At 38.4% G+C, this 25768-nt stretch carries 20 protein-coding genes and 1 pseudogene; 11 read left to right on the top strand and 10 right to left on the bottom strand.

Annotated features, from left to right (window positions below):
- The first annotated feature begins 20 nt into the window (after window positions 1–20).
- Window positions 21–1208: an MFS transporter gene (locus AC1EKT_RS02205; protein ID WP_481615966.1), complete on the top strand. Its 1188-nt coding sequence runs from the start codon at window positions 21–23 to the stop codon at window positions 1206–1208.
- A 161-nt stretch (window positions 1209–1369) separates the two neighbouring features.
- Window positions 1370–3346, top strand: a pseudogene (locus AC1EKT_RS02200) (InlB B-repeat-containing protein).
- Between the two features lie 87 nt (window positions 3347–3433).
- Here the strand turns inward: AC1EKT_RS02200 and AC1EKT_RS02195 are convergent.
- The 3 genes from AC1EKT_RS02195 to AC1EKT_RS02185 all read right to left on the bottom strand — a co-directional run bounded on the left by AC1EKT_RS02195 (window position 3434) and on the right by AC1EKT_RS02185 (window position 7190).
- Window positions 3434–4543, bottom strand: a complete 1110-nt coding sequence (locus tag AC1EKT_RS02195; protein ID WP_481615965.1) for a type II TA system antitoxin MqsA family protein — start codon at window positions 4541–4543, stop codon at window positions 3434–3436.
- 284 nt (window positions 4544–4827) lie between these two features.
- Window positions 4828–5838, bottom strand: coding sequence for a hypothetical protein (locus AC1EKT_RS02190; RefSeq protein WP_481615964.1), 1011 nt, complete (start codon window positions 5836–5838; stop codon window positions 4828–4830).
- 350 nt (window positions 5839–6188) lie between these two features.
- Window positions 6189–7190, bottom strand: a complete 1002-nt coding sequence (locus tag AC1EKT_RS02185) for an Abi family protein (protein WP_481616220.1) — start codon at window positions 7188–7190, stop codon at window positions 6189–6191.
- 279 nt (window positions 7191–7469) lie between these two features.
- On the opposite strand from AC1EKT_RS02185, the gene AC1EKT_RS02180 reads away from it, so the two are divergent.
- Complete coding sequence (locus AC1EKT_RS02180) at window positions 7470–7727, top strand: primosome assembly protein PriA (RefSeq protein ID WP_481615963.1); 258 nt, start codon at window positions 7470–7472, stop codon at window positions 7725–7727.
- A gap of 19 nt (window positions 7728–7746) precedes the next feature.
- Here the strand turns inward: AC1EKT_RS02180 and AC1EKT_RS02175 are convergent, their stop codons facing one another.
- Window positions 7747–8025: a hypothetical protein gene (locus AC1EKT_RS02175; protein WP_415686883.1), complete on the bottom strand. Its 279-nt coding sequence runs from the start codon at window positions 8023–8025 to the stop codon at window positions 7747–7749.
- Here AC1EKT_RS02175 and AC1EKT_RS02170 point away from each other — a divergent pair.
- The 4 genes from AC1EKT_RS02170 to AC1EKT_RS02155 all read left to right on the top strand — a co-directional run bounded on the left by AC1EKT_RS02170 (window position 8024) and on the right by AC1EKT_RS02155 (window position 11168).
- Window positions 8024–9754, top strand: a complete 1731-nt coding sequence (locus tag AC1EKT_RS02170) for a hypothetical protein (RefSeq protein ID WP_481616006.1) — start codon at window positions 8024–8026, stop codon at window positions 9752–9754. The genes AC1EKT_RS02175 and AC1EKT_RS02170 overlap by 2 nt on opposite strands.
- Window positions 9755–10158: 404 nt before the next feature.
- Window positions 10159–10401, top strand: a complete 243-nt coding sequence (locus AC1EKT_RS02165; protein WP_419399290.1) for a DUF3791 domain-containing protein — start codon at window positions 10159–10161, stop codon at window positions 10399–10401.
- Complete coding sequence (locus AC1EKT_RS02160; protein ID WP_415683000.1) at window positions 10398–10892, top strand: DUF3990 domain-containing protein; 495 nt, start codon at window positions 10398–10400, stop codon at window positions 10890–10892. Before AC1EKT_RS02165 ends, AC1EKT_RS02160 begins: the two co-directional genes overlap by 4 nt.
- A 6-nt stretch (window positions 10893–10898) precedes the next feature.
- Window positions 10899–11168, top strand: coding sequence for a DUF3791 domain-containing protein (locus tag AC1EKT_RS02155; RefSeq protein WP_415683001.1), 270 nt, complete (start codon window positions 10899–10901; stop codon window positions 11166–11168).
- Between the two features lie 229 nt (window positions 11169–11397).
- Here the strand turns inward: AC1EKT_RS02155 and AC1EKT_RS02150 are convergent, their stop codons facing one another.
- The 3 genes from AC1EKT_RS02150 to AC1EKT_RS02140 all read right to left on the bottom strand — a co-directional run bounded on the left by AC1EKT_RS02150 (window position 11398) and on the right by AC1EKT_RS02140 (window position 16578).
- Window positions 11398–11682, bottom strand: a complete 285-nt coding sequence (locus tag AC1EKT_RS02150) for a hypothetical protein (RefSeq protein WP_481615962.1) — start codon at window positions 11680–11682, stop codon at window positions 11398–11400.
- 310 nt (window positions 11683–11992) lie between these two features.
- Complete coding sequence (locus AC1EKT_RS02145) at window positions 11993–13801, bottom strand: PASTA domain-containing protein (RefSeq protein ID WP_481615961.1); 1809 nt, start codon at window positions 13799–13801, stop codon at window positions 11993–11995.
- A gap of 113 nt (window positions 13802–13914) precedes the next feature.
- A complete protein-coding gene (locus AC1EKT_RS02140) occupies window positions 13915–16578 on the bottom strand; it encodes a DNA gyrase/topoisomerase IV subunit A (protein ID WP_415687286.1) in 2664 nt (887 codons plus the stop codon).
- A gap of 161 nt (window positions 16579–16739) precedes the next feature.
- Here AC1EKT_RS02140 and AC1EKT_RS02135 point away from each other — a divergent pair, with 161 nt between their 5' ends.
- Complete coding sequence (locus tag AC1EKT_RS02135) at window positions 16740–17999, top strand: alkaline phosphatase family protein (protein WP_419399287.1); 1260 nt, start codon at window positions 16740–16742, stop codon at window positions 17997–17999.
- Window positions 18000–18138: 139 nt separating this feature from the next.
- On the opposite strand, the gene sepH is transcribed toward AC1EKT_RS02135, so the two are convergent.
- Complete coding sequence (gene sepH / locus AC1EKT_RS02130) at window positions 18139–19344, bottom strand: septation protein SepH (RefSeq protein WP_415686877.1); 1206 nt, start codon at window positions 19342–19344, stop codon at window positions 18139–18141.
- A 158-nt stretch (window positions 19345–19502) separates the two neighbouring features.
- On the opposite strand from sepH, the gene AC1EKT_RS02125 reads away from it, so the two are divergent.
- The 3 genes from AC1EKT_RS02125 (at window position 19503) to AC1EKT_RS02115 (ending at window position 22749) form a co-directional block, all read left to right on the top strand.
- Window positions 19503–19796 carry a DUF4193 domain-containing protein gene (locus AC1EKT_RS02125; protein WP_119526708.1) on the top strand — a complete coding sequence of 98 codons (294 nt, stop codon included), beginning with the start codon at window positions 19503–19505 and terminating at the stop codon, window positions 19794–19796.
- Window positions 19797–20276, top strand: coding sequence for a dUTP diphosphatase (dut, locus tag AC1EKT_RS02120; protein ID WP_004106773.1), 480 nt, complete (start codon window positions 19797–19799; stop codon window positions 20274–20276).
- A gap of 121 nt (window positions 20277–20397) precedes the next feature.
- Window positions 20398–22749 (top strand): RelA/SpoT family protein, encoded by a 2352-nt coding sequence (locus AC1EKT_RS02115; protein ID WP_415686876.1) that lies wholly within the window; start codon window positions 20398–20400, stop codon window positions 22747–22749.
- Between the two features lie 89 nt (window positions 22750–22838).
- Here AC1EKT_RS02115 and AC1EKT_RS02110 read toward each other — a convergent pair whose 3' ends face one another.
- Complete coding sequence (locus tag AC1EKT_RS02110; protein ID WP_004119480.1) at window positions 22839–23120, bottom strand: HU family DNA-binding protein; 282 nt, start codon at window positions 23118–23120, stop codon at window positions 22839–22841.
- A gap of 206 nt (window positions 23121–23326) precedes the next feature.
- Complete coding sequence (locus AC1EKT_RS02105; RefSeq protein WP_419399285.1) at window positions 23327–25762, bottom strand: lysylphosphatidylglycerol synthase transmembrane domain-containing protein; 2436 nt, start codon at window positions 25760–25762, stop codon at window positions 23327–23329.
- Window positions 25763–25768 lie beyond the last annotated feature (6 nt).

Below are 25768 nucleotides of genomic sequence, written 5' to 3'. Positions count from 1 at the left end.
ACTGAGGTTAGGGAATTTTTATGATTAACCTTCTTCTTGCTGTTATTTATCTTGCTTTTATAAGCTTGGGTTTGCCGGATGCTCTTCTTGGAGCTGCGTGGCCTACTATGAGTCACGATGTTGGTGCGCAAATTTCTTGGGCTGGTGGAATATCAATGGTTATTTCTGCAGGAACAATTGTTTCTGCGCTGCTATCTAATAGGCTTACGCATAAGTTTGGTCCTGGGAAAGTTACGCTTATTTCAGTTGCTTTAACAGCTTTAGCGTTACTAGGTTTTTCTTTTGCTCCGAATTATCTTGTGCTTATTTTTCTAGCGATACCATACGGTTTGGGTGCTGGAGGAGTGGACGCAGCTCTTAATAATTACGTTGCAGTGCATTATGAAAGCTGGCACATGAGCTGGCTTCACTGCATGTGGGGAATTGGAGCTTCAGCAGGCCCCTACGTTATGGGTTTCGCACTTTCTCACGGTCAGCGTTGGCCTGCAGGCTACCAGTATATTGCTGTTATACAAATTGCTCTCACTCTTGTGTTATTCATAAGTTTGCCGCTGTGGAAAAATAATAATAAAAAGGCAGAGCCGCATAATCTTACTGAGGTAAAGAAACAATCTTCTGGGATGCTATCTTATAAGGAAGTTTTGCGCATTCCAGGAGCGAAAAATATTCTTATTATGTTCTTTTGCTATTGTGCTTTAGAACAAACTGCAGGATTATGGGCTAGTAGTTACATGGTTTTGCATGGGGGAGTTAGTAGCGTTGTTGCAGCCGGTTGGGCAAGCTTGTTTTATGTTGGCATTACGGTTGGCCGTTTTGTAAGCGGATTTCTTACTATGTGTTTTAACGATGCAACAATGATTCGTATTGGTCAGTGCGTGATGCTTGTTGGCATTTTAGTATTGTTGCTGCCTTTGCCGAATCATATTGAGCTTATTGCAGGATTTGTAATTATTGGACTAGGATGCGCTCCAGTTTACCCATGTATTATTCATTCAACTCCGCATTATTTTGGTGCTGATAAGTCTCAAGCGATTGTTGGAATGCAAATGGCAAGCGCATATATTGGATCTATGGTAATGCCTGCTATTTTTGGAATAATTGCGCAGAATGTTTCCATGATCCTGCTTCCAGCTTATTTGCTTATTCTTCTCGCTGTAATGACTTTTATGCATGTGCGTTTGCTTCGAACTTGCGCAACTCGTGTGTGAAAGCATTTGCGTGCGCGATTAAGTGTAAGCTTTCATAATTTTGTATATACATTATATTGAATTATGGTATACTGGTTAGTGAGGTTGCATTCTTAGGATGAGATTGCAGCTGTGTTATTTTTATAAGTTTTTTAAATTTGTTTATTTTATAAGAGGGAAAAATGAATAAGAGAACTGTGCTTGTATTGTCGACGACGATGATGAGTATTGCTACAGCTGCTTGCGCTTTTTGCGTTGCGCAGAGTGCGAGTGCTGCTGAGGTTTCCACTTCTACTATTTCGGGTGTTTCTACTGCAAAAGTCACTACCCCCCCCCCCAATTGAAAATATTTCTTCTCAAGAAACCAATTCTTCTGAGACAAATGGCATAAAGTCTTCTGATTCTTCTGATAAAGATAATATAAAACTTGAAACGAATTCGAAACCAAATTCTAATGCAAAAACTGAATCCAAGCTTGAAGATAAGAGCGATGTAAAGTCTGATTCAAAGCTTGATACAAATACTAATGTAAACACTTTCGTTAAGACTACTGCTAAATCTAATGTAGATTCTGTTGCAAATACTGATACAAAAGTTGAATCAAATATTAATTCAAAGTCTAAAGTTAGTGAAAACTCAGTTTCTCCAACGATTTTTAATCAAGCGCTTTTTGCTAGCGGTAAGCCAGTTGTTAATCCAACTCCTAAACCTCAAACACAAACAACTGAGCTTAAAATTATGTTCCAGTGGGGAGAAATGAATGATGAGTATGCTAATAAAAATAATAGCAGACTCGTTAAAGCTAATTCTGACTTTGGAGAAGTTTCAACAAACTGGGACTGGGGGACTAGCCGTAAAAGTGATGGAAAAGATGTTGAAACTGAGTTTGAAGGTATAGAGTATAAAATCACTGATAATAATGATGGTACAGTTGTAACAAAGAAAAGTAGCATTCCTAAAGATTCTATTACAACATCTGTTAGTTTAGGTAATTTTGATTCTAGTCACACTTACACAGTTTCTGTTGTAAACACTACTATTCCAAGTCCTTATTTTGTAACTTATAATGCTGGTACTAATGATGGTAAAGAGTTTACGCCTGACATTTATAGCTTTACTTGGGAGCCAAGTAAAGGGAAAAATAAGGATTTGCAAGAAAAGTGTATTCGTTTAGATGTTCTTGAGATTGTGTATGCGAAGGATGAGTCTGTGGCAAGCAAGTGCTTCTCATATACTCAGCCTAAAGATGCTAATGGTGAGTTTATATCCAAGGGAAACTGGAGTTTCAAGTACAATAATGACAATATTTTTGCGCGTTTACGTGTGAAAGACAACGCTATTCAATTCCCGACAACTAATCCTACAAAAGTGGGTTACAAGTTTGCTGGCTGGCAATTCTATGTTGCTAAAAAGAAAAATGGAAAACCTTATACGTCATTTGACCGTATGTTTGATGACAAAAAAAGGTCATTAATAGTACAACTGATGCGTATTCTGATTTTGGTATTAAGCCGTTTATTGACTATCCTTATTTGTTTGCGATTATTAGAGATAATAAGGGTGTTAACGTTTATAGTGATAAATGTGGATCTCAATATGGTTTAACAAGCCGCACTTTCGTTGTGTTCCCGAAGTGGGAAGCTGCTGGTTATAAAGTAACTTTTATTGACGAAGATAAAACGTATGCAACTGTGCAAGTGGAGGAAAACAAGTCTATTAATGGAGATGAGTGGACTACTGAGTCAATGCCAGCTGATCCTTCAAAGCCTGGGTTTACTTTTAACGGTTGGTTTACTGAGAAAGATGGTCAAGGTACTCAGTTTACTGGTGATACTCCTGTGAGTGGAAGTATTTCGGTGTATAGCTCGTATACATCTAAGACGCCAACTCCTAAGCCGAAACCAACGCCAACGCCAACTCCAATTCCTGAGACTGAGCCTGAACTAGAAGCAGAGCCAGAACCTGAGTTTGCTCCAGCTCCTTCGCAACCAGAGCAATTGGAACAACCGGAGCAACCAGAAGCTAAGCGCGTTGTTGAGCGTCTTCCACAAACTGGCTCAACCACAACACCAGTTCTCGCTTCCGCAATTGCCTCGCTTTTCGCTGGGCTCGCTGGCTTTGCTAAATCATTTGCTGCAACGCGCAAGCGCAGAAACTAGACTTTGTGCTGTGAATGTTTTGCACAATTGTTAGTAATTTTCCCCTGTTGTGTTCATATCAGCAGGGGAAAATTCTTATTTATAGTGTTACTTGCTTGAAAACATGTATTGTGCGTACTGGCTAATGTCGTTGGGATTTATCATGTTAAATTTTGTTTTTATTTCGCTAAAATAATCACCAATAATGTTTTTGCTGATTATTTTATTTGATGATTCGTTTTCGTTAAGATTTCCTCGTGTTAGCACCCATGGTTTTTCAGTGTGTGTGAATCGTTCAAGTTCTTTACCGCTGTAGCAGCAAAGATTTTCAATCACACTATCGCATACTGCTTTTTCAGTAGCAGATAGTGTAGTTGTTAGTTCTGCTGTAAGTCTCGTGATGTCGCTTTTTTGAGCGTATTTGTAATCAGCTAATTTTCCTGATGATTTAATTCCTGATATTTCTGTTGTTGGCGAATCGATTGGTGTAAAAGTGTAGTCTTTATAGCGCAAATAGACGTCTTTATACACGGGTCCATGAACCCATGCTTGACAATCATCGGTAAATAAGAACGATTTATAGAATGCAAAGTAAAAACCTTGTATGTAGTACAATGATTTTTGCAAAGCAAGGGGAGTAATGTCCTCGCATTTTACGAGCAAGTATTGTATTACATCGTTTATTTTGTTGCTTGAATCTGTGTTAATAGAGTCGTTATTGCTTGAAGAATTGTTGGACTTAAGCAATAGTTTTTGAGTTGCCTTGTAGCTTTTTTCGTAGCTAAGTGAGGATTTCAGATTGTTCTTATTGCTGATTAACAAGTGCAAGTAATATTCCGGATCATTATAAATGTGTTGCAAAATGTCAGAATATTGTTTTGAGGGGATATCTCCGTCTGCAAACCTAGAAAATGTTTGCTCGCCCCAGCCAAGTAGCAGCGAAAGTGGACGTTTACCTATTGAGTATTTAGCAGGGATTTTCTTGATTTCGTCAAGTGGAATAATATTGTTTTCTTTACGATACACGTCATACAATGCTCGAAGATTCGCGTCAATAATTTCGGGTACATATACAGCAGAACCGCAATCTTTGCAGTGTGCTTCTGTGCCAGTGTAGGAATATTGTTTTCCTTTAATAGATGCAGTCATTGGAACGGATTTTGTTGAGTACTCAACTTCATCCCTGCACTCTTCGCAAAATGTTTTATTTGCACGCATTTATACTCATTTTTTAGGACTAATTAACATTTACATGAACTTAATTTATGATACAAAAAAATAAGCATTTTTATCAAGAAAAACGCATCTATTGATGCATAAATAATTGCACATGCATTTTAGAATAAAATTTATTAGCCATATAAATGTTCTTGGCTTGTTTTTGGTATTATTTTTCGTTTTTTCATAAAAAAGCCAGCCTTTTGATAGATACGAATAGTATTCTCAACTAATATCTATCGAGGGCTGGCTCAAAAAACGCTATTTTTTGAATATTTTTTTATTTAATTTATATATCGCCCAATTCCATCAATAAGAATACGACGCTTGCTTATTGATTGGTCGTGATTTACTGTGTAATGAAGCCTAACAACACCATCATTTGTAGCTGTGCGGTCAGCTCTAACGACGGCCATTCTAAATGGTGCTTTACATTCAATCCAGTCGTTATCAGTGTTTTGAATTCTATACTCGCATTTAATTGGGCCGGTTAATGAGCTAACAGGTAACCCCTTAGTATGTGGCAACTCGTGCATATATACATTCACCGTATAATCTTTTGTCTTTTCCATTAACTTATTTGTTGCTTCTTTGTCTACATTGCGAAAACCGAAAATCCTAAAAATAACATTTGCTTTGCGTTCAGTGTGATATTCAGGCGCAAACATTTCATACATGCCACTGTTAAAGAGAATATCATATTTTGCACTGTCGTTGAACGTGTCGCCTTTGGTATAAAAATCGTTCCAGCCGCCGTAAACAGGGTTCAAAAGACGCTGATAATCGTCATAAACCGTGCCAGCCACGTAATCTTGAGTCAAATACGCGTTTTTACTAGGGAATGCAGCTTTTAAGCTTTCGTCGAATGCTAATTTTGCTCGTTTTAGAGCATCAGCCTTATTATCGGCGGTCATTTCGCTACGTGGCTTAAAATAATATGGTTGAATGTCGATTTTGCCGTTAGTTCGGTAAAAATCAGCCAATTCGCGAGCTTTATTGCTTTTCTCGTCAACTTTCTTTTTTGACAAATTTTGAGCAGACACGTTGCGCTGAGCATTGCTAAATTGTGGCTTATTAGAGGCTTGATACCACCAAATAAGACCGCCCAGCAAGGCTAGTAGAATCACGCCAATAATGCAGCCTGCAATAATGCGAGTATTGCGTGTTTTAGTGGATTTATCCGCGCCTTCTACGATTTGCGTAGTATCATAGTCTGCACTTTCTTCAGTAGTGCCAGCAAGCATTTTATCCAAATCTTCTGCCTGCTTATTGTTAGGTAGGTTGTTATTTTCCATGTTTGTGTCCTTCTGCTCAAATTAACGCGATGTTCTAGTTATATGTCACGTGTATTGTCTCTCGCATATAAACGATTCAATAATATTGGGGGGGGGGTATTATTTGAGCGCTTTTATCATCTGGTATTTGTAAATGCGCTTTTTGTAGCCGCTTACCCTATAAATGGTTGGCAGTGATTAGTAAGAATCATAAGATGAAATATTTGGGGTTATAAGTCTTACAACTTATAACCCCATAAAAGAAAAAAGAAGAACCCGACGCATCAGATTCTTCCAGGTTTAGTCCGAAGACGTCCACCGCAATTCAATTACAATGCTATCATACAAGTAAAATTGTGCAACGAATTTTACTATTTTTTCATAAAACACTTAAGTAATTTCATATTAGACTTATGCTGAGTTCCAAGTATCTTACTACATATGTTCACAGGCAGCTTTTTTCTCAAACGTTCTGTTTCGCTATCATACTGTTCAACAAAATCCTTACGCATTTTCTCAGGTGCGCCCATTTTACTAAGAAAATAAGTAATAATAGTAACATAAGCATCCATGTATTTAAAATCAATATTATCAATTTTCATTTCAGTTTTAAGAAGTATTGATAACCTATTATCTACTTTTCCAGTTTTAAATCGAGTATCAAAAATAACATTATTATGAGCTATAGCATTCCTCAAATCCTTAATAGCATAAATAAGAAATCTCGTAATCATGCCATCTGAATCTAAATTAGTCGGCAAACTCATAATAGTTGAAACACATTTTTTAACCTTAATGTTCGCACACTCATACAACATTCCAAATTCGCCTAAAGTTAAAGTCTCAAATATTGCCCACACCGGTATAGATTTATCATTATCAAAAAAATGTGCAACAACGCTTCTTTTACTGTAATCTCTTATTAGTGCTGAATTTATTCTGCCCTTAAGATTCATTCTTCTAATATAAGCATTTTTATATGCGCTAGAACCTGATTTATGCGATTTGTAAGCCGTTAACGACTTATTGTAAATATCATCGAAATTTTCAGACTTACAATCATTTAATAACGCTTCTATCACGTAGCTTTTCAACGCATTTTCAATGAACATAACAGCAGGATATAAAATCGTTTTTAATCTCATGTCAAAATCATTTAATGCAACGACCTCATCGAAAGAAGAGAACCTGATACGATTAGCATCTTCGCGCACAAACCTATACCCCTTGAAGCCATGATAATAACCAATATTGCGCAAAGATTGCAATTGTGATTTTGGATCAATATCAATGTGATGCGTATTCTTTAAGTATTCCATCAACTCATAAATTGTTAGCATAAATCCCCTCCTTCTAACACTACTAGAAATCATACATCAAGAGACTGGTATTACGGTTGGTCGTTTTGTAAGCAGATTTCTTACTATGTGTTTTGATTACTTTTATGCATGTGCGTTTGCTTCAAACTTGCGAAAGTTGAGCGTGAAAGTATTTGCGTGCGCGATTAAGTGTAAGTTTTCATAATTTTGTATATACATTATATTGAATTATGGTATATTAGTTTGTGTGGTTGCATTCTTAGGATGAGATTGCAGCTGTGTGGTTTTTATTTTGTAAGTTTTTTTTAAATTTGTTTATTTTACGAGGGAAAAATGAATAAGAGAACTGTGCTTGTATTGTCGACGACGATGATGAGTATTGCTACAGCTGCTTGCGCTTTTTGTGTTACACAGAGTGCGAATGCTGCTGAGAGTGTTACAACTGCGGCTGATGCTGTTGTGAATGCTAATTCTAAAGTTGTGAATCCGGGATTTTCTGACGGGGGGGGGGGTATCCTTTCGCTAAAAATCCTGATAAAGCAAAGGATGATGCTAACTTTCAGAATGTTGATACTTCGAAAAATAATATAAATTCTAATAATGCTAATATTCATAAGAATGATGCTGTAAATAATAATGTCAAAGATAATAGTTCTGCAAACGATTCGGCTGATGTAAAGAAAAGCAAAGTAGCTGTATACAAGTCAGCTAAATCTACAAAAGAAGTATCAGAAGATAAAAAAGCAAACGGCGATGAAGAAGACAAAGATGTCAAAGGTGCAACTGGTTCTGTAAACGAAAATCCTGCAGCAAAAGATGATAAAGCGGCAGCAGACTCTACAAATAATGACGATAAGAAAAGCGAAGTTAAGCCTAATAAAGAAGGCATATACGATTTTAGTAATGATAAGGATGTAACAAATCCGTTCCCTAATGTAATTACACCGGCTGAAGTAAAAGAGCTGCAGGATAAAACGAAATCTGTTAGACCTCTGTCTTTTATTCAAAAGATTTTTTATACGGCTTATGGAAAGAAGTTTTCTGTAGAGAATGGTCAAGCATCTGGTGATACTAAAAGTATTGATGGATTTATTAATACGTATAGTGGCAGGCTTGGAAGAATTGATATTTTCATATTTTTACCGCGTGTTGATAAAGAAAGTGTATATACCGGTGATGGTCAATTTTATTCATATAGATCATCCCGTGAGCTAAAAAATCCAGATGGATCAGTAAATCTTGACCTTAATAAAGCTCCTGACGGTAAGATTCCATACAAGCTTGAGGTAAATGGGAAGCTTGTTGGATCCAATTTGGCTGATAAGACGAATATTAAAGTTTATATGAGAAAAAACCAAACGTTTATCCATGTTGTTATGGAGGGCAACAACGCTAATGAAGCTATTTTGGGTTATGAAGGATTTAATCATGAAGACTCATCTGGAGCTTTCGGATATATTGCTTTTATACCAGAATGTGGCGCGCAATTCCATTTTGTTGATGATTTGCAATATCGCAAAGTAGCAAACATTGAAGGGAATGGTGAACTTTCTCAACGCAGTTCTGGTGAAACTGATAGGTTCTCTACTAAACCGTTTACCAAGTTGGATTTATCTGACTTGTCTGAGATTAAAAATATTGCCGGCGTGAGGTTTGGTAATAATCAGGTTGTCAGAAATATGTATACGCCTCTCCTAAGCTACGAAGGAGATCCCAAGAAAGATTCTATTAAGCGCCCAACTATGGAAGAGCTTAAAAATACTAATATCCCTGGTTATATTTATTACAGTAATGATATTGATACTCCTAAAGGGGGAGAATTTACTGCGGATAATACAGGTGATTTTGGCAACTACGACTATGGTATTGTTCGAGATACGGATGATAATCAAGTAACAACAAAGCATTATTATGTGACTTTTAGGGCAATTCCTACGCAGCTGGTCGTGAAATATAAGAAAATTGATGGAACGTTTGAGTCAGGTGCAACGTATGGGCTTTTAAATTCTAAGAATGCTCAAATTGGTGATCAATTTGCTGCTGCAAGTGGTGATATTGTTGCAAGTAGTAAAGATGATTTAGTTGCAATGATGAAGTCTCAAGATACTCATTTCATACAGAGCTCTACTGGTTCTTTGCCTACTGGTTATTTATCTAAGGGTGTCGTGTATTTGCTGCCAGGACATTATACTGTAAAACCAAATGTTAAAGCGCCAGATGGGTATGAGTGGGTTGTTGAATCAACAGATCAGTCTTCTAAGAGCAGTGCAGATATTAATATTGGACTTCAAACTGGTGATGTTGCGGTTCAAGAATCTGTTACTTTTGTGTTGAAAAAGAAACCAACGCCGCCAACTCCTAAGCCTGAACCTGAACCAATGCCAACTCCAATGCCTGAGACTGAGCCTGAACCAGAAGCAGAGCCAGAACCTGAGTTTGCTCCAGCTCCTTCGCAACCGGAACAACCGGAACAACCAGAAGCTGAGCGAGTTGTTAAACGTCTTCCACAAACTGGCTCAACCACAACCTCAATTTTCGCTTCCGCAATTGCCTCGCTTTTCACAGGTCTCGCCGGACTTGCTGAATCATTTGCTGCAACGCGCAAGCGCAGAAACTAGTTATAAATGGTTGGAAACAATCGGTAAGAACCATAAGATGAAAAAATATTTGGGGTTATAAGTCTTATAACTCATAACCCCATAAAAGAAAAAGAAGAATCCGACGCATCAGATTCTTCTAGGTTTAGTCCGAAGACGTCCACCGCAATTCAAATACAATGCTATCATACTGTTCAACAAAATCCTTACTTATCTTCTCAGGTGCGCTCATTCTACTAAGAAAATAAGTAATTGTCGAATAATTTAAGTTTTGCTGAGTTTGTTGAAACTTTATGTTTAATACACTAAGCAGAAGCCTTACTTATATTTTTTGATGTAGACTTGTGTTAGGTGTGTTAGGACTTGTTGTATACGCATTATCTAGTAGATGTATTTCTAATAATGTTTTTACAAAAGGAGGGGTTGTGATTGATAATAAACAAGCGAGCTTTGACAAAGATAAGCTTGATTTTGCAATATTTTGTATTGAAAATGTTGCTAAGAAGCTTAATCAAAACCCTCGTGATACGTATGATGCTTTGACTAAGAAAAGTAATATTCTTATGTCTTATATTGTTCCGTCATATGATGTTTTGCATACTCAAGGAAAAGAGTATATTACAAACGATATTATTTCTTTCATGCGAGAAAAAGGTGTGGAAGTATGATTGTTTATCATGGTTCTTTTATGCCTGTTGAATTTCCGGACATATTGCATTCGCGTAAAGATGTTGATTTCGGTGCAGGTTTTTACACTACTTCAATACGCAGTCAGGCTGATAATTGGGCGAAGAAATTTATTCGCAAGGGCAAAGATGCTTTTGTTTCTTCTTATGATTTTTATGAGGATGCGCTTAATAAATTATCTGTGCTTAAGTTTGATTCATATTCTGAAGAATGGCTTAATTTCATACTTAATGCTCGTTCCGGGAATGACTCAAGTAGTTTTGACGTGGTAATTGGCGGTGTTGCGAACGATAAAGTTTATAACACTCTTGAATTGTTTTTTGATAATCTTATTACTAAAGCTGAAGCTTTGGGTAGGCTAAAGTATGAAAAGCCTAATAACCAAATTTGTTTTAGAAGTCAAAAAGCTATTGATTTGTGTCTTACATACGTAAAAAGCGAGTGTGTAAGTGGCAAGTTTTTAGGGGAGTGATGGATTTTGAAGGCGAATCCTGTTTTGTTGCAAAAGAAGTATGCGAGGGTTGTAAGTCTTTTAGCTGAGCGTGCTGGGTTGAGTTATGAGCAGGCGCTTGACGTGTTTTATCATTCAGTTACTTACGATTTAATGCGCAACGGTATTTCGGATATGCATTGCATGAGTGACGGATATTTGGTGCAAGATTTGCTTGATGAGATACATGAATCTAAAGATTATGATAATTCATGTCCTGAAGTAATTTCGGATGCGAGCTTGAAAAGCGTTCAATAATTGTTGATAACGCTGACGACTTCGATTGTTCCAAAATCGATACCTGATTTTGTTATAATTTTGCACCCTTACAATACCGCTTTTTGCTAAAGCCTTAGGAAAAGCATGGGGTATTATTTTTCGTTTTTTCATAAAAAAGCCAGCCTTTTGATAGATACGAATAGTATTCTCAACTAATATCTATCGAGGGCTGGCTCAAAAAACGCTATTTTTTGAATATTTTTTTTATTTAATTTGTTGTGGCATAACCAACAATTAGAATACGACGATTGCTTACTGATTGGTCATGGTTTACCTGGTAGTTAAGCCTTAAAATAGCATCATATGTAAACGTTCCTTTATCTGAGGCACCGGCCATTCTAAATGGAGCTTCGCAAGCAATCCAGTCATCATCAGTGTTTTGAATGCTATACTGGCATTTAATTTGACCAGTTAATTGGCTAACAGGTAATTTCTTAAGGCGTGCTCCCGTACGTTTATATACAGACGCTTCATAGTCTTTTTCTTTTTCCATGAATTTAGTCGTAGCGTCTTTATCTTCATTCTGAAAACCAAAAATCCTAAAGAAATTATATGCTCCATCATAATTATCAAATTAACAAAACGTAGGAATAACAAGTAGATTAGTTAAGTTTTGCATTTAACTTTGTTATTGTCTAATGCGTCTTGTGAAAATCAAACGAACATGACATAAAGAATCATGATTCGCATAAAAAAACGTGGTTCTCGTGAAAACCACGAGAACCACGAGAACCAGTAGCACAATTATTTAGCACGATTTTGCAGCAAGCCGACTAAATTGCCAAATACTGCAGCTAAAAGCACTAATTAAAGGTTTTTATAATATCAAACAATGACCAGTTAATAGGTTCTTCAAGCTTGTAGTAAACGTTGCTGTCATCCGGAGCTGGCGCGAAAGGCACTGTCTTGCTCTTTTTTGTCGGCACAAACGGGCTTGTCGGATAATTGTCAGGTCCACTAATTTCATCAGGAATAGCTACTTGTGTTTTATCGTACAGCTTTGAATCCCTTCGCATAATGAATGGTCGGCTAAAATCAGGCTTATTTTTGCCTTTGCCTTTAAAGTATCCGCTTTTTTCAAGTTCATCAAATTTTGTATTTACAGGAACAAGCACAAAGAAATCATGCATTTTGTAAGTTAATCCTGTATTAGCATCTTTGGAAGAACCAGTGTACATTCCTTGATCATCAAATTCTTCAGGGTTGTCTTCTGCGTTTATATCTTTACCATGCACACAAACTCGCGAACCTGTCGATGGTGGGAATATATTGTTTCCGCAAGATGGCAAATCTAACCCTTTGTAGAATTCTACTGCGCCAGTATCGCCGGAAAGCAAATGATTTTTCATCATGTCATACGCAGGTAATTTTTTATCGTACAGAATAAGTCCCGATGTATCTTGCGAATAATTATTCATACTAAGATAATTTTCATCACTTATCATCATAGGTGACGTTCCATCATGCATTAAATCGCCAATGCGTGTTCCTAATACAACTGTAGATTCACCTTCAACAAACGATGGTGCTTCATTGAAGTACAGACAATCGCCGCCTTTCTTGCACCAAACTCCTGCAATTGGTGAAAGGCCTTTTGTTACGCGAACATCAGCATTTTCCATTCCGCCCAAATGCTCTTTTTTAGTTAATACTTCTTTTGTTTTACTTGCATCAACACCGTAATACACTGTAATGTCGCCAGTGTTCATGGCATACAAGTCGCCTAAATTAGGGTAGGAGCCTGTAATCTTGCCAACGAAATCTTTCGAAGAGAATCTTGGTTCTAATTTATAGTTAGTTATGCCAGCTTTCTTAAGCATATTCTTTGCAGTATTCGTATCTTTTCCTAATATGTCTGCAGGCACAACTTTCCCATAGTCTTCACTAGCAATAGGGGTAGCAACAGCAATATGCATATTGTCACCTTCGTAAGCAGGAACAAAAGCATGTCCAGGAGTTGGGTAAGTTGCTACAACAGTACCAGGCTTTGAAGTTGCAGGAACTTTATGAACCTCTACTTTTAAGCCCATTTCTTTTACTTCGTCAGTAATTTCGTTTACAGTCTTTCCCATAACGTTTTTTGGCATACCTGGACCAAGAGATTCCACAACTGTTATTTTTGTGGAATTTTTAACCTTACTACCTGGCTTAATGCCCTTTAATGAAACAAAGGAACCTTTTTTGCGTTTATTAAGTTCCCTAACAATTTGTACTTTAAAACCTTTTGAGCGTAAATTCGTTGCAGCAGCTTGAGCATTTGTATCTTTAATTGCTGGAACTGTAACCATACCTGAATTTGGCTGTACTTGCGTTATGTAATAAATTGTTCCAGCGGTCGCAACTATAGCTAGAACGATTATTGCGCAAATAATTGATATGAATGCACCTTTTTTCTTATGATTTTTATTACTTTCATTAGTTTCTTCTTGCAACTCTTGCGCATATGTTTGTTGCTCTACTTGATTTATTTCTTGTTCGTTAGTTTGCTCATTGACTTGTTCTTTAGCTTGCTCCTCAGATTGCTTTGTGTAATTTTCGTTAGGAGTACCGCATTGTTCGCAAAACTTTGCGTCGTCTAACATGCTACTGCCGCAATTAGTGCAAAATAACATATTTTCCCTTTCTCTTTAAAAACTTATCTAGTTTTTAATAGCTTTAGTTTTATATTATCTATTTTCTTATCAATTACTAATTGTTAGTAATTTTCTAGAAATTGTTTGTAATCCTATCCAATATGTGCAATTGGTGAAACGAGTTCAGTTCCAGAAGCGTCCCTACGCATATCTGGCTTAGGTAACTCAACATTGCTTCCGCCTTCCGTAACTGCTTGCAATGGATAGTATCCAACATATGCGTGTATTAACGTATCTTGACCTTTAAGGAATCTTTGCGAGCGCACGCCGCCAGTTGCGCGACCTTTTGTTGGGTACATATCAAATGGAGTAATCTTTGCAGAACCATTTTCTGTTCCAGGAAGAGCTTCACTGTCTCCAGCAACGGTGAATACTACTGTTCCAGAAGCGGAGAATAATCCATTTTCACCTTCTTCATAATGCCACTCTATTGATTTTTCTGGCACTACTGCGAAGGTTGCAACTTTAGCGCCTTCTGATAAACGAATGCCTGCCATTCCGCCTGCTGTGCGCCCTTGAGGTCTAACTTGTTTAGCGTCAAAAGTAAGTAATGATGAATCATTACTAATGAACACAAGTCTGTCATTGTCTTTTGCTGGAGCTGCAGCAATAACGGTGTCGTCATCTTTCAAATCAATTATGCTCCATGAATCCATGGTAGTTGGAGCTTCAAAATTCCATCTTTTAACTACACCGTTTCGTGTTCCGATTGCAAGTGGAGTAGCGTCTTGTGAGGCATTAAATGCTATTGCTGAAACTACATGTTCTCCTCTTACTGGATCAGTGCTTTGTGTGGAAGTTAGCAGTTCTTGTGCTTTTACTCCGTGGCTCAGTAGTGCAGGTTTTCCTTCTTCGTAGTTAAGTTGTGGCAAATCTGCAACATGAGCTAGAACTAGTCGACCAGATGAAGTAACAAGAGCATAAGTTGAACGCGTTGTTGTTTCAAACATTGTTTTACAAGGAGTGTTAAATACGTTGTTATTGTGCGAATTCCAATGTTCTAACACTTCAGTGCTTGTTCTGGCAATTAACCCGGACGTGCTTAATGCTACTGCGCAAGGTTCGTCACTTAATTGCATTGCAACAGAAGATGCGTCAGCTTCTCCGGTTTTACGAGCTGCATTAGCTGCTGCAGCCAAATCTGCTTGAGTTGAAGTAATTTTATTTGCTGATTGAACGGCTTTAATCGCAATATCCTCACTGTTTTTATTTATGCTGGAGGCTACTGGAGTAAAACTACCATCTTCATTTTCGTCAAGCAAAATTGTTCTGCGCGGAGTATCCCATTGTTTAACTGCAGAATCCATATCTGCTATTACTACGTGGTCAAGCTTCGCTTCAGAACTTAATATTTGATTCAGTTCTTCAATTTTTTTGAGCAAATCGTCGCGTTCAGCTTCGAGCTCTATTCGGCTCATTTTAGTAAGTCTGCGAAGACGCAAGTCAAGAATGTACTGTGCTTGAATTTCGTCAAGATCAAATACTTTAATTAACTTAGTTTTTGCACTATCTGCATCCTCAGATGAACGAATAACCTGAATTACTTCATCAATATCAAGAAGTGCAAGAAGCAAGCCGTCAACCAAATGTAAGCGTTCTTGAGCTTTTTTGCGCCTAAATTCACTGCGTCTGCGTACTACTGTTCTGCGGTGAGAAATCCAAACGTCTAATAGCTCTCTCAAGCCCATTGTGTGAGGTCTGCCGTCAACAAGTGCAACATTGTTAATAGTAAAGCTCTCTTGCAAAGGAGTGTGCTTAAAAAGTTGAGCAAGCACAGCGTTAGGATCAAAGCCTGTCTTAATCTCAATAACAATGCGAGTTCCGTTATGTCGATCTGTTAAATCAATAGCACCTGAAATACCGTCTAATTTTCTTGATTTAACTCCTTGAGAAATTCTTTCCAAAACGCGCTCTGGGCCAACCATAAACGGAAGTTCTGTAACAATAATAGCTTTTTTGCGAGCAGTAATATTTTCTATATGTGTTGTAGATCTTGTAGTGAATGCTCCGCGACCTGTTGCGTAAGCTTCGCGAATGCCACTTCGACCAATGATAATTCCTCCGCTAGGCCAGTCAGGTCCTGGAACTAGTTTCATAAGATCATCTAGGGTTGCGTCAGGATGTTTCATAACATATTTTGCTGCAGCAACTACTTCGCCTAGATTATGCGTCGCCATATTTGTTGCCATGCCTACAGCAATTCCAGAAGCGCCATTTACTAAAAGATTTGGAATAGCTGCAGGAAGCACAGTAGGTTCTTTTAGTTTATTGTCGTAATTTGGCACGAAATCAACTGTGTCTTCGTTGATATCCGCGTTCATACCTAGTGATGCAGGAGCTAAACGCGCTTCGGTGTATCGAGAAGCTGCTGGACCGTCGTCAAGAGAGCCAAAATTACCGTGTCCGTCAACAAGTGGCAAGCGTAGTGAAAATGGTTGAGCTAGGCGAACCATTGCCTCATAGATTGCAGAATCACCGTGAGGATGAAGTTTACCCATTACTTCACCAACAACGCGCGCTGATTTCATATAAGCATGATCAGGACTCAAATTCATATTGCCCATTTGATACACAATGCGTCGCTGCACTGGTTTCATTCCGTCTCGTGCGTCCGGTAAAGCTCGAGCATAAATAACTGAATAAGCATATTCCAAGAAGGATTTGCTCATTTCTTCATTCAATGGTGTTTCAACAATATGCTCTTTAACTTTTCTTGGGTCGAAAGCTTGCTGTGTTGAGTGATGGCGTGAGGGCATATTTAGAACTCCTTGAATGACATTACGGCTATCAATCTTAGCAATTTATATGCACAAACAGCATGTTTTTGCTGAATTTTTCAGCAATTTGACTAGTTATTTATATAAATATTTGTTATTCGCGTTTTGTTCAATGCAATATAAGTGGTTCAATAGTAAGTATGAGTGCTGAAATACCGTCTGAAAATGATCTTTTACAATTCGTTGGAAATGTTAAGTACGGTGATTTTTCTAATTTCGCAGTTAATGAAGATTTTTCTTACGATTTTAATGAAAAAAATCTTGGGGGAGCGTTACATATATCTTCGGTTCTTCCAGCTTTAAGTGATGCAATAGATGCTCCTGTTAAAACAGCTATTCATAACGATCCACACGCTTTGCGAGAAAGTCTTGGTTTCCCTAAATCTAATTCTGCAATTGTAGTGCTAATAGATGGTTTAGGATACTGGAATATTCTTATGCGCAAAGGTCACGCTCCTTATTTACGATCCTTGCTTAACGAATCAATAAATCAACGACCAATTAGCACGTGCGTTCCAAGCACAACTGTTGCTGCAATGGCTACTTTTGGAACAGGCACATGTCCTGGTCTTACTTGCATGACTGGTTACACGCAAAAAAATTCTCAAAATGGTAAACTTGCGCAGCTTATCCAATTTAATGATGCACCTGATCCGCTAGTTTTGCAGCAAGAGCCAACTATATTTGAAAGTTTAGTTTCTAATGGAGTCCGTGCAGATAGCGTGGGATTAGCAAAGTTTGAAAATACACCTCTTACAAAAGCTGCTTTTCGTGGAGCAAATTATATTACTGCTGGAACTCCTAGAGCTCGCATTCTTAAGGCTGCTAATAGCAGTAAAACTCCAGGTTTAACTTATATGTATTTACGTGACGCTGATAAAACCGGTCATAATTATGGTTGGGATTCTCAGCAGTGGGTTTCTGTTTTTGAGCAAATTGACGAACAGTTGCGTCTTTTGCGAGCAAATTGTGCTCCTGGAACATTAATCGTTATTACTGCAGATCATGGGATGATTAAATCTGATCCAAGTAAGCGAGTTGATATTGCTAAGCATGATGAGCTGATGAAAGGCGTATCGATGGTTGGCGGTGAACCTCGTTCTGTAATGTTGTATGCTAACAGTGACGCAAATCCTGAAGATATTATTTACCGTTGGCGCGAATATTTTGGAACTAATGCAATTGTACGCAGTAAAAAACAAGCTATTGACGATGGTATTTTTGGTTTAGTAAACAACAGGGCAGAGGCTGTTATTGGTGATGTTATTGTGCAAGCTTGTGGAGCTTACACAATTGTTGATTCTCGCATTCAATCCGATAAAGCTATGAGTTTACCTAGCGTGCATGGATCGATGACTCACATGGAAATGGATATTCCGTGCCTCATAGATTTAGTGTAAGCGAGTTTTTGCTTCTAATATTGAAAAATATTTTTATAAATCGCAACTTAGCAAATAAAAATGTGTGGCACTTAAAATTTTAATAAAAGTGCCACACGTATTGTCAATAAGCGAAAAATTTATTTTTTAAACTTCTTATTTAGCTTTCGCCAAATAATATTTCATCCCAGCTTGGTACCGCTGCTCTTCCAGCTTTACGTTTATTGTGCTCAGAAGATGATTTTTCTTGACTATTAGTATTAATTTCTTGATTATTTTTAGCAGAATTTTGATTACTTTCAGAAGTATTTTCTTGCAAAGTTTTGCTAGCAATATCTGCTTTTTCAGCATTTTGAACTTTAGCAGCCAATGATTTTTGTGCTTTTTTAGACTCATTGGCGATTTTGCTATTCGTTTCGTTTCTATTATTAGATTCAACATCCGGTTGTATTAACGATGGCTGTTGAGGGTTATCTTCTTTAAATTGCGTATTTGTTTTAGTAGAACGCTCAGAATAGCCTTTTTCTAATACTTGCTGTATGTCAGAACTATTGTCCTGAATTTCGAGCGAAGATTGGACTTGCGCATCTGCAAGTTTGTCACTGTTTCTAAGTTCCCATTGAGAAACAGCTCGTTCAATTCTGGCAGAACGAATAGAATTTCCAGGAAGCTCTTCAGTGTTGAACGGGAAATTAATGCTCACAGTATCTCTATAAGCTCCACCATATGGAGACTGCTTAGAAGTATCAGCTGCATTGACATCTTCACCAAGCAACAATCTAGACGAAGGGTTCGCGCACGTAACAGAGTTGTCATGCATGTTCCATGTCCACTCAGCTTTAATAGTGCGAGTAGCAGTTTTGAAAGTAGCACTAATTCGCCATGGCTCTAATCCTCGGCGTGTTGCTTTCCATTGCACTGTTTCCATGCCAATATGTGCTTTAGCTAACGTTCTCTCAATTAAATCTGCAATAGTGCGCATATTGCTTTGTTTAGGAGCAGGTACTAGAAGGAACTGCTCAATTGCATACTGCTTTTCTGTTTCAACGCCTGCAGAAAAACGCCTAACTTGTGTTTCGCTGACGTTGTATCTTTGCGCTACGTGTGAAGGTGTAACTCCTGCGCGAATCAATGCCTGAATTTGCGAAATAGGCAATGTTGCATTAGATTGCATAGAATTTGTGCCAGCATCTGCTGAGTTATGTTCATCGCTGTTTTTACTCGTAATTTTGTGTGAATCAGCGATGGCGCGTTCCAGCGTGTCGTCCACTTGAATACGTAACGGCGTGTTTTCACAAATGAAAATCAAATTGCCGTCTGCGTCAACATGGTCGAAACTCGCCTCTTTTGGCGGATTTTCAAGCATTATGCACCACTTTCTTCGCTTTTAACAATACTATTTATATACTTTAGTCCATACACTGCATTCTTTACCATTTTATTTAGAATAAAAAATGTGTAATATACGGGGTAGCATTCGTGTATGCTATGCGCGTAAGTAGCTTTAAAGACGAAAGGACCATAATGGCACAGGATTATGATTCTCCTCGTAGCAAAGATGAGGACGAAGAGTCGTTGGAAGCTTTGAGTAAAGGTTCTCAAAATTCAAGCAGCGACATTGACGATGATGAAAATGCTATTGCTGAAGACTACGAGTTACCAGGTGCTGATTTAAGTAACGAAGATGCATCTGTAACTGTTATCCCTATGCAAGGCGATGAATTTATTTGTTCTGAATGCTTCTTAGTTAAGCATCGCAGCCAGTTAGCTGAAACTAATGCTGATGGTCAGCCTGTTTGCAAGGAGTGCGCAGCTTAAATGGCATACGACGAGACCTATACTGGCCCCGAACAGGTTGAGGTATTAATTAAGTATCTCGATGATGAAACATCTACATTACAGCCGCTTTGCTACGCGCATGCAGGTGATGCAGGTGCCGATTTAAGAACTACCCAAGATTTTACTTTGCGTCCTTTCCAGAGAGCGCTTGTTCCTACTGGAGTTGCTATAGCTTTACCTGCAGGTTATGTTGCTTTAGTGCATCCTCGTTCTGGTTTAGCAGCAAAGCAGGGTGTGACTGTGCTAAATGCACCTGGAACAGTTGATGCCGGGTATCGTGGTGAAATTAAGGTTCCTCTTATTAATTTAGATCCTGAGAACACAGTGCAATTCCATAAAGGTGATCGTATCGCTCAAATGGTTATACAACGTTATGTAGAAGCACAATTTATTCCCGCATCTAAATTACCTGAATCTGATCGCTCTGATAAAGGTTTTGGCTCCACTGGCGTACAATAATCTTTTTATAAATATCCGACCGGTTTTTAAAACTGAGTCGGATTTATTGTATGTATTTTTTGTTTTTGTAGTGTATTGAGCGAATTGCAGGTAGGATAGTAAAAGTACCAGGAGGTGCCAAATGGGTGAACTTCAAGAGGATGTAAAAGGATCCAATAGGCTCGGATGTGAAATCAGCGAAGATTCTCGAAATCCATTATTGCCAATATTGAGCATGTGCCAATGGCATCATCCTAATGAGGATATGAGCATTCTTCATAGAGCTTATGATCGTGCTGTAAAGCAGCATACAGGTCAAAGACGCAAATCTGGTGAGCCATACATTATTCATCCTCTTGCTGTAGCTCAAATTCTTGCAGATCTTGGAATGGGACCAATTGTTGTTGCTTCAGGATTATTACACGACACTGTAGAAGATACTGATTACACGCTAGAAGAATGTCGAGCTGAATTTGGCGATACTGTAGCAGGTCTTGTAGATGGTGTTACAAAAATATCCAACATGGAATATGGCGAAAGCGCTCAAGCAGAAACTATTCGTAAAATGGTTGTTGCAATGAGCCGCGATGTGCGAGTGCTTGTAGTAAAGCTTGCGGATCGTTTGCATAATGCTCGCACTTGGAGGTATGTTAAGCCATCAAGTTCACATAAAAAAGCAAGAGAAACTCTTGACGTATATGCGCCTCTTGCTAACCGTTTAGGCATGAATGCAATTAAAACTGAACTTGAAGAGCTGAGTTTTAAAGTACTGTATCCAAAAATTTATAATGAAATTGTTGTTTTAGTTGCTCGTAGAGCAGGTCAGCGCGAAGTTTATTTACGACAAATTCTTGAAGAAATTAATGCAGATCTTGCAGAACAACACGTTAAAGCATCAGTAAAAGGTCGACCAAAAGATTATTTCTCTATTTACCAAAAGATGATCGTTCGAGGTCATGATTTTGCTAATATTTACGATTTAGTTGGCGTGAGAATAATAGTCGATTCTATTCGTGACTGTTACGCAGCATTAGGTGCAGTGCATGCTCGATGGAGCCCTGTTCCAGGACGTTTTAAGGATTACATTGCAACTCCAAAGTTGAATATGTACCAAAGCTTACACACTACAGTTGTAGGTCCTGGTGGAAAGCCAGTAGAAATTCAAATACGTACATGGGATATGCATAGGCGTGCTGAATTCGGTATCGCAGCTCATTGGAAGTACAAAGCTAATGGTCAAGCTGGTCGTGCTTTAAGTAAGCCTGATAATGATGATTTAAAACGCGAAAATAGCATTGATGACAAAAAAGAGCTTAGCGAAGCAGATAATCTTAAGTGGATTCAACAGCTTGCTGATTGGACTAGTGAGACCCCAGATTCAGATGAATTCTTAGGTTCATTAAAGCAAGATCTTGGTGCTTCTGAAGTTTATGTTTTTACTCCAAAGGGGAGTATTGTTGCGCTTCCGCAAGATGCAACTCCTGTTGATTTCGCATATTCTGTGCATACTGAAGTTGGTCATCGCATGATGGGCGCTCGTGTAAATGGACGTTTAGTTCCTCTTGATACGAAGCTTTCAAACGGTGACACTGTAGAGGTGCTTACTTCAAAGTCGGATACAGCTGGACCATCTCGCGATTGGCTGAGTTTTGTAAAATCTCCTCGTGCTAGAAATAAAATACGCCAATGGTTTAGCAAGGAACGCCGCTCTGAGGCGATTGAAGAGGGCAAGGACGAGCTAACTCGCGCTATGCGTAAACGTAACTTGCCTTTAACTACTTTGATGACTCAGCAGGCATTAATTGGCGTTGCCGATGAATTGAATTTGCCTACTAACGTTGAGTCTTTGTATGCAGCTATTGGCGAAGGTCAAGTTTCTACACAGAATGTTATTTCGCGCTTAGTAAAAGATGCTGGTGCTGATGAAGTTGCAGAAGAAGTAGAACAAGAAGCATTGCCTTTACGCCATGTTGAGCGCAGCCATAAATCTAACGGCGCTTTGGGAGTATCAGTTAAGGGCGTTGGAGACGTTTGGGTAAAGCTTGCAAAATGTTGCATGCCAGTTCCAGGAGATACGATTATTGGTTTTATAACACGAAACCAAGGTGTATCTGTGCATAGGACTGACTGCCAGAACATGCTCGATTTGCAAAAAACTCAATCAGAGCGCGTTATTCCTGTTCAATGGACTAGTGATAAAGGCTTGTTCTTGGTTAAAGTTCAAGTTGAAGCATTGGATCGACAGCATCTTCTTTCGGATGTTACTCGCGTTCTTTCAGATCATGGAGTAAATATTCTTTCCGGAACTATTGCTACAGGCGATGACCGTGTTGCAACAAGTCAATTTACCTTTGAAATGGCAGATCCTCAGCACTTAGCAACTCTACTTGCTGCTATCCGTAAGATTGAAGGCGTTTTTGACGTTTACCGCATTACGGGAGCAAAAGATAGCGCAGAGCCGCGTTTGAGAAAAATGGAACGAGGAGATTTATAAAAGATGGGCACTCCAGCTTTGGAGTGCCCATCTTTGTTTTTGCGCAAATAGTATTTGTTTAATTTAATAAATACGAAAAACGCTTAATTTCAGGCGGTAACAGCCTTCTTCAACAAGGAGCCAGCAGAAATACGTACACCGTAAGAAGCTGGAATCTTGATGGTTTCACCGGTACGCGGGTTGCGGCCAGTGCGCTCAGCACGCTTTACGCGTTCTGCGGAGAACAGACCAGTAAGCTTCAAACCTTCACCGGACTGTAAAGCCTCAACGAACACATCCTGGAATGCGTTGACGGCGGCTTCGGCCTGTGCCTTGGTCAGGTTGGACTTCTGTGCGATCTTAGAAACGAGATCAGACTTGTTGTATGCCATGCAGCATCCTTTGTGTCAGGGGACCTTCTCTTCAAAGGTCACGTTCATACTAGATATTAGTACATTTTCCCTACAAATGTAGCCATTTTTGCATTTTTTTCTTAATATTTTTCATTATTTTTTGCTATTTTTTATTTAAAACGCACTTGCATTGAAACAGATACAATATTTGCTAATAAAAATACACAAATGTTTGTAAATCTCACTTATATAAGCTCATTATTGCTGAGCCACTTCATTGCAAACGCGCCTAACGGAATTCTCAACCAGTAGAACATAAGCCTATACAGAAGAGTGGCAGACAAAGCAACTGTTGGAGGAACACCTACAGATGTAAATGCGAAAGTAAGAGAAGCTTCAACAGCACCCAAGCCGCCTGGTGTAGGTATTGCAGATCCAGCAGCATTAGCAAGTAAGAACAGTAAGATTGTTTCCCAAGGATTTGCGTAATATCCAAATGCAAGCAAAGAAATCCAATAACCCAATCCAATGCATGAAACAAGCACAATAGCACCAAAAGAGCCTGCAATAAGTTGCATAGGATGTGAAATAAGTTCCTTAATTTGATGGCCGTAATCAGATAATATTGGCAAATAATGTTTACGAATTACTTTACGAGCGGACGGAATAACCATTAAAACACAAACTATAAGTGTGATTATTCCAATGAAAGTAATGAGCATGTGAGTAGGAATCATTCCAGAAAGCACATTTTTACCAGTGAAAACGCCTATAGAAAGTAATACTAAAGTGGTCATTAATGCTTGAATAAGCCATACTGCACTAGTAATTGCTGTAGCTTGAGCTGAAGTGTACCCGTTTTTCTTTAATAATTGCATATTTACAAATGCAGGACCAACTCCAGCAGGCATAGAAACTGCTGTGAAACCAGAAGCTGCTTGAGATGCAAACAAAACATGTGCAGAAGGTTTTTGATCATCCATGAATGAGCCGAGCGTAATTGCAGATCCAACCCAAGCAAACATGCTGCAAGCAAAGCACATAAATACCATTACATTATCTGCGTGACGTAAGGCAGCAAATACTTCCTGAGGATGCCACTGTGTAGCAATAACAGCAACAGCAACAATCGAAAGAACCAAGCTAACAAAGAAACGTATATTGAAGCGCGCTAAACGCACAGTATCATAATCTTCTTCATCTGTGTGTAAAGCAACTGTTTGAGTTAGCTTATTGCAAAGATTTTGGAAAACTTTTTTATTCCACGATGGCAAAGATCTCGTAGAAGCAGGAATAGCTGCTTTCTGCATAAAAGGCAATAGTGCAGATAACTTTTCTGCACCCCATGTGTTAATAGCAGCTTTAAGAGCAGTGTCAATATCTGTGCAAGATGCAATAAGCGTTAAAAGCTGAACTTTATCAAGTGCAATATTTGTATCATCACTGGCAACATCGCCATTTTGCCAACCTGCAATAACTGGGGTTCCGTCTTCAAGCCTAGCAATAGTTTCAGGAGTGATGCGTCTATGCGTAATACCGCGAGTATTAGCAGCATCTACATAACGCATTAATTTTGCTGCATCATCAATAGTTAAAGTATTCAAATTGCAAGGCAGTAGAGCGTTAGAAGCATGAAAAACCATTATTGAAGATTTATCGCTGTCGCTTACTCCATAAACATTCGCTGTTGGCAAATGCATATTTCGCAAAACAAGAAGCATAGAAAGATGGTGATGAACAGAATGCCTAGCAGAACGATCTCTACGAGTCGGTATATCTACTAAACGCACCCACTGCCATAACTGATTTAAATAACCTGGTAGATGAACTTGATTATCTAATACTGAAATTACGTAACGTATGCCGTGAATATCTGTTGCATCATACAATCTTGAATTTTCAATTAAATCATCATCAAGACTCGAACGAAGTACTCCAGTATGATCAGCTTGCTGAGTTCTGCGAGTTAATTGAGTAAGATTATCTATGCCAATATTTTTTAAAGCAAGAACAATATCGTCACCCCAAGCACCCTTACTGCGCGTGCCTTTTGCGAAGCGAATAAGCGTACCGATTGCTCTTCCTAAGCAGTATGATACAAGAACAGCAGAGTATGAGTCCCAAGATGAAAATAGAAGTATTGCTGTAACAATGAATAAAGCATTCCAGCCCCACATTACATGCTTATATTCGCGTCTAGGACCACTAACTGTAAGAAAAGCAACCAGAACAGCATACATGTCTGGAAGCAAATCAGCCCAAGTGTTATTAGACCGCATTTGTAAAGATTCAATCAAAGCTATATTGTGTGTAGAAAATATCGCAATAGATAACAGCCATACTGAACCATAACTTATAAACAGCGTAATAACAGAAATAGCGGTATCAATCCAACGCCTGTCAGAAACCATGTGTGCAATAACTTCTGCAACAACAATAAGAGTAAGACCTTGCTGTATCAGAACAAATGAAAGATTATTAAAAGATAATCCTATAATTTGAGTAGCATTTCGTGCATCAATCTTCATAGCGTCAGCTGTTGCTGATAAACACATTGACGACAGCAAAGTAAAAACGCCAATTACAACTGATGATATTGCATACAACAAATCAGCCCAACTACGTACTAAGCTAGGCTGAGTATCTTCAATAACAAGATTTGGATTTATGCTAGATTGCATCGCTTT

Source organism: Bifidobacterium sp. C0047B3, assembly GCF_056590535.1.
Note: the sequence above shows the minus strand (reverse complement) of the source record. Positions and strands in the feature narration are given on the sequence as shown.